Consider the following 5,480-nt stretch of genomic DNA (forward strand, 5'->3'; position numbering starts at 1 on the left):
GTCCCGATCGACCTGGCCCTGCACCTCGACGGCTTCGCCGTGTCCTGCCCCGTGCCCCCGCCGGCGGGCGGTCAGCCCTGGTGGCCGGTGCGCAGCACGGTCTCGCGGATGAACAGCACCGTCACGAAGGCCAGCAGCGCGAACGGCGCCGCGACCAGGAAGACCACGCCGACCCCGTGCCCGAAGGCGTCCGTCACCAGCGGGACGAGCGGGGCGGGCAGCTTGTGCAGGTCCGGGATGCCGCCGCCGGCCGCGGCGCCGGTGGCCGGGACGTGCGCGGCCGCCAGGTTCTCCGTCAGGTAGTGGCCGACCCGGTTGTTCATCAGGGCCCCGAGGGCGGAGACGCCCATCGCGCCGCCCATGGTGCGGAAGAAGGTGACCACCGAGCTGGCCGCGCCGAGCTCGTGCCGGGGCACCGTGTTCTGCACCGCGAGCACGAGGTTCTGCATGGTCAGGCCGAGGCCGATGCCGGTGATCGCCATGTAGACGGCGAGCAGCACGTAATCGGTGTCGGCCCGGGCGGTGCCCAGCAGGGCGAAGCCGACGGCCAGCATCAGGGTGCCGGCGACCAGGTAGGCCTTCCAGCGGCCGTACTTGGTGATCAGCTTGCCCGCCACGGTGGAGGCGACGGCCAGGCCGAGGATCATCGGCAGCGTCATCAGGCCGGCGATGGTCGGGGACTTCTCCCTGGCCAGCTGGAAGTACTGGCTGAGGAAGGTGGTCGCGCCGTACATCCCGATGCCGACCAGCACGCTGGCGACCGCCGCCAGGGTGACGGTGCGGTGGCGGAAGAGGCTCGGCGGGATGATCGGCTCGGCCGCGCGCTTCTCGATCGCCACGGCGAGCCCGCCCAGCACCAGGCCGCCGCCGACCATGGCCGCGGTCTGCCAGGAGAGCCAGGCGTAGTTCTTGCCGGCGAGCGTGATCCAGATCATCAGCAGGCTGACGGCGCCGGTGATGACCAGGGCGCCCAGGTAGTCGATCTTGACCTTGCGCTTGACCACCGGCAGCTTCAGGGTGCGCTGCAGCACCGCGATCGCGGCCAGCGCGAACGGGATCCCGACGTAGAAGCACCAGCGCCAGCCGAGCCAGGAGGTGTCCACGATGACGCCGCCGATCAGCGGGCCGCCGATGGTGGCGAGGGCGAAGACCGCGCCGAAGTAGCCGCTGTACCGGCCGCGCTCGCGCGGCGGGACCATCGCCGCCAGGCAGATCTGGGCGAGCGCGGTGACACCGCCGGCGCCGATGCCCTGCAGCGCGCGGCAGGCGATCAGCTCGCCGGTGTTCTGGGCGAGGCCGGCCAGCGCGGACGAGGCGATGTAGATCACCAGGGCGATCTGCAGGAGCAGCTTCTTGCTGGCCAGGTCGGACAGCTTGCCCCAGATCGGGGTGGAGGCGGTGAGGGTGAGCAGGGTGGCGGTGATCACCCAGGTGTAGGCGGACTGGCCGCCGTGCAGGTCGGTGAGGATGCGCGGCAGGGCGTTGGAGACGACGGTCGACGACAGCACGGCCACGAAGAGGCCGAGCAGCAGGCCGGACAGGGCCTCCAGCACCTGCCGGTGGGTCATGGGCGTGTCGTCGTCGGCGGTGGCGGCTCCGGTCGCGGCTCGGGTGGTGACGGTCATCTGGGTCCTTCGGCGGGTCGGGGCGGAAGCGGGAGGCGGCGACGGGGGACGGAAAAGTCGTTGCCTTAAGCAACCATAGGATCAATGGTTGCTTAAGGCAACTTTCTTCAAGCCCAAGTAAAGTCCCGCCCCGCGACCCGCGCCGGACCGCCGGACCTCAGGTCCCGACGGCCTCCCCGACCACGTCGTTGAAGCGGTGCAGCAGCCCGGCGAAGCGGATCACGTCCTCCTCGGACCAGTTGGCCATCAGCTCGCGCACCCGCTCGATCCGGGCGTCCCGCGCGCCCAGGTAGCGCCGCCGGCCGTCGTCGGTGAGCGAGACCAGCGCGGACCGGCGGTCCAGCGGATCCGCCTCCCGGGTCACCAGGCCCAGCTCCTCCAGCGCCCGGATCTGCCGGCTCACCGTGGCCTTGCCCACCGCGAAGTGCACGCCGACGTCGGTCACCCGCACCCGCCCGGCCTGCTCGATGTAGCCGAGCATGCTGTACGCCGCCCCCTCCAGGCTGGGGTGCACCCGGCGGGAGAGTTCCGCCACCCGGGCCCGGCCCCGGCGGAACATCAGCGCGACCTCGCGCTCCACCGCCAGCAGGGGTTCCTCGTCATTCGCCGCACTCACCGCGCAAGTATCCCGCAGCACAGGGCCCCCACATACGGCGCGGGAAATCGGGAAAGCCAACTACTTGATGGTATGAAGTATCCGTTTTCCCGATACGCAAGGAGATGTGGATGACCACCCCAGGGCAGGGACCGAGGCCAGGACTCGTCGCCGAACTGAAGGGGGCGGTCACCCCGCGCGCGGCGCTGCTGGTGATCGCCGTCCTCCTCCTCCAGCTCGGCTTCATCACCTCGTACGTCGGAGCGCTGCACAGCCCCACCCCGCACGAGCTCTCGATCGCGGTGGTCGCCCCGCCGCAGGTCTCCCCCAAGCTGGTCGAGGCGCTGGAGGGGGTGCCCGACAACGCGGTACGGGCCTCCACCGCGCCCGACGCGGAGACCGCCACCGCCCGGATCAAGGACCAGAAGCTCTACGCCGCGCTGGTGGTGGACCCGGCCGGCACCGAGGACACCCTGCTGGTCGCCAACGCCCGCGGCCCGGCCGCCGCCCGGGCCGCCCAGACCATCGTCACCGCGGTGGACCAGACCCAGGGCCGGACGGTGCGCACCGTCGACACCATCCCGCTGGCCAAGGGCGACACCAACGGCCTGTCCTCCTTCTACCTGGTGATCGGCTGGTGCGTCGGCGGCTACCTGGTCGCCTCGATCCTCGGCGTCAGCGCCGGGGCGAAGCCCGCCAACGCCTACCGGGCGGCCATCCGGCTCGCCGCCCTCGCGCTGTACTCGATCGCGGCCGGCATCGGCGGGGCGGTGATCGTCGGACCGGCGCTGAACGCCCTGCCCGGCTCGTCCTGGGGGCTCGCCGCGCTGGGCGCCCTGGTGGTGTTCACGGTCGGCGCGTTCACCATGGCGCTGCAGTGCCTCTTCGACATCATCGGGATCGGCGTCGCGGTACTGATCTTCGTGGTGCTCGGCAACCCCAGCGCGGGAGGGGTCTTCCCGCCACCGATGGTGCCCCCGTTCTGGCGGGCCATCGGCGCCTGGATCCCGAACGGCGCCGGCACCGACGCGGCCCGCTCGATCGCCTACTTCGGCGCGACCAACCTCACCATGCCGCTGCTCGTGCTGCTGGTCTGGGCACTGGTCGGCGTCGCCGTCACCTTCGCCGCCGTGCTGCGCCGGCCGCGCGGGGGCCGCGAGCTGCCCGCCGGGTAGCCGGACCACCGCCACCGCCCGGGCCGGCCCGACACCGCCCCTACCCGTCGAGCCGGCCCGGGTCCGCGACGATCGCCCGGACCACGCCGACCGCCGCCCCCAGCAGCGGCCCGCGCCGGCCCAGCCGGGAGACCGTCAGCCGCTCCTCCGTCCAGGGGCGGACGGTCACCCGGGCCGCCAGCTCGGCCCGCATCCCCGGCAGCAGCCAGGGCGCCAGCCGGGCGTAGCCGCCGCCCAGCACCACCTCGGCCGGGTCGAGCAGGTTGACCGCCCCGGCCGAGGCGATCCCCAGGGCCGACCCGGCCCCGTCCAGCGCCCCGCGGACCTCCTCGTCCCCGGCCCCGGCCCGCTCGGCGAGCAGGGCGACCCAGTCGCCCCGGATCCCCTCCAGCCCCGCCGCCCGCAGCACCGCCGCCTCCCCCGCGTACTGCTCCAGGCAGCCGTGCGCCCCGCAGGCGCAGCGCGGTCCGTCCGGGTGGACCGGCACGTGCCCCAGCTCTCCGGCGTAGCCGTGCGCCCCGCGCATCAGCCGGCCGCCGACCACGATCGCCGAGCCGACCCCGGCCTCGGCCGAGACGTGCAGGAAGTGATCCGGGGCGCCGCCCAGCCAGAGCTCGGCGAGCCCGCCCAGGTTGGCCTCGTTCTCGGCCTCGACCGGCAGCTCGGCCAGGCCCTGCGCGCCGGCCGCGCGCAGCGCCGGCCGCAGCTCGGCGGCCAGCGGCACGTCCTGCCAGCCCAGGTTGGCGGCGCGCTGTAGCACCCCGTCGCCGTCGCCGACCAGCCCGGGCACCGCGAGCATCAGCCCGGCCGGGCGCAGCCCCGCGTCGACGACCGCCCGGCGCAGCAGTTCGGCCAGGTCGGCCATCACGGCGGCGGGCCGCCGGTCCCGGTTGCGGATCTCCTGACGGTGCCAGGCGCGGACCTCGCCGCGCAGGTCGACCACGCAGGCGCCGAGGTGCTCCACCCCGATCTCGGCGCCCAGACCCGCCGGTCCCTCGGGGTTGAGCCCCAGGGCCGTCCCGGGCCGGCCGACCTTGCCGCTGGGCGCCGCCGGCCCCTCCTCGACCACCAGGCGGGCCGCGATCAGCTCCTCGGCGAGCGAGGACACCGCCGCCCTGGTCAGCCCGCTCTCCGCGGCGACCTCCGCGCGCGAGCGCGGGGCCCGCGCGATCACGCCGAGCACCAGCGCCAGATTGGCCCGCCGCATGCCCTGCTGGCTGGCCGGCCCGGCCCGGAGGCCGTCCGTCTCGCGCATCGCGCTCACCCCGCTCAGCTTCCGCCCGCCCCGCCGGTGGGCGGGTCCCGCAGTTCGGACCGGTGTCTGCAGCGTAACCGCGTTCGGCCGGGCGCTCCCGCCGGGCCCGGGGGGGGCGGATCGGCCGCTCCGGCGCCCCGCCGCGCCGGGCCGCTACGGGATCCGCTGGGGCTGCTCCACGCGGGGGGCGACGGGCTCGGGGAAGCGCGTGAAGACCCAGCGCTGCATCGCCCAGAAGCGGAAGAGCATCGCCACGAAGGTGCCGAGGACCATGCCGCTCAGGAAGTCGGCCACCTCCTGGGTGAAGGGCGTCACCTGCGGCTCGCGCAGGTCCAGGACGTAGCGCGAGACGATCAGCGGGAGGTCGTTGACGCCGATCGCCACCACGCTGACGAGCAGGAACAGCAGCACCTCACGCCGGTGGCCGCGGGCCCGGAAGGACCACCGGCGGTTGAGCACGTAGGAGACGGTGGTGGCCACCACGGTCGCGATGGTGAGCGCCACCACCGGTTTGTGCTCCAAAAGGGTGAACTTCAGTGAGAAGTTGATCACTGTTGTCAGAACGAAGCACGTGCCCCCGACCAGCAGGACCTTCACCAGCCTGCGGTGCCTGACCAGGAACGGGCGCAGCCCCGCCGGCACCTTGGCCAGGGCGCGCTGAGTAGGGGACGGCATCTTCGCAGTTTCGCACGGGGCCCGCCGACGCTCCCTCCGACGGAACCGGCGGGAAGGCGGCCCGGTGGCTCCCGCGGCTCCCGCGGCTCCCGGCGCCCGGTGCCCCCGGTCGTGCGAACGGGCGGCGGCCCGGCGGGAGCAGCGCGCTCCGCCGG

At 74.0% G+C, this 5,480-nt stretch carries 5 protein-coding genes; 1 reads left to right on the top strand and 4 read right to left on the bottom strand.

Annotated elements, in window-relative coordinates:
* Nucleotides 1-71: 71 nt before the first annotated feature.
* Both ACFWA9_RS37935 and ACFWA9_RS37940 read right to left on the bottom strand, forming a co-directional pair.
* Nucleotides 72-1,625 carry an MDR family MFS transporter gene (locus ACFWA9_RS37935; protein ID WP_329489579.1) on the bottom strand — a complete coding sequence of 518 codons (1,554 nt, stop codon included), beginning with the start codon at nucleotides 1,623-1,625 and terminating at the stop codon, nucleotides 72-74.
* Between the two features lie 157 nt (nucleotides 1,626-1,782).
* Nucleotides 1,783-2,241, bottom strand: a complete 459-nt coding sequence (locus tag ACFWA9_RS37940) for a MarR family transcriptional regulator (RefSeq protein ID WP_329489578.1) — start codon at nucleotides 2,239-2,241, stop codon at nucleotides 1,783-1,785.
* A gap of 110 nt (nucleotides 2,242-2,351) precedes the next feature.
* On the opposite strand from ACFWA9_RS37940, the gene ACFWA9_RS37945 reads away from it, so the two are divergent.
* Complete coding sequence (locus tag ACFWA9_RS37945; protein ID WP_329489577.1) at nucleotides 2,352-3,395, top strand: ABC transporter permease; 1,044 nt, start codon at nucleotides 2,352-2,354, stop codon at nucleotides 3,393-3,395.
* A 40-nt stretch (nucleotides 3,396-3,435) separates the two neighbouring features.
* Here ACFWA9_RS37945 and ACFWA9_RS37950 read toward each other — a convergent pair whose 3' ends face one another.
* Both ACFWA9_RS37950 and ACFWA9_RS37955 read right to left on the bottom strand, forming a co-directional pair.
* Entirely contained in the window at nucleotides 3,436-4,650 is a 1,215-nt protein-coding gene (locus ACFWA9_RS37950; RefSeq protein WP_352289533.1) for an ROK family transcriptional regulator, read from the bottom strand.
* Nucleotides 4,651-4,803: 153 nt separating this feature from the next.
* Nucleotides 4,804-5,325 (bottom strand): GtrA family protein, encoded by a 522-nt coding sequence (locus ACFWA9_RS37955; protein WP_329489576.1) that lies wholly within the window; start codon nucleotides 5,323-5,325, stop codon nucleotides 4,804-4,806.
* Nucleotides 5,326-5,480: the final 155 nt, after the last annotated feature.

This window comes from Kitasatospora sp. NPDC059973 (genome assembly GCF_042737525.1).
Classification (GTDB): domain Bacteria; phylum Actinomycetota; class Actinomycetes; order Streptomycetales; family Streptomycetaceae; genus Kitasatospora.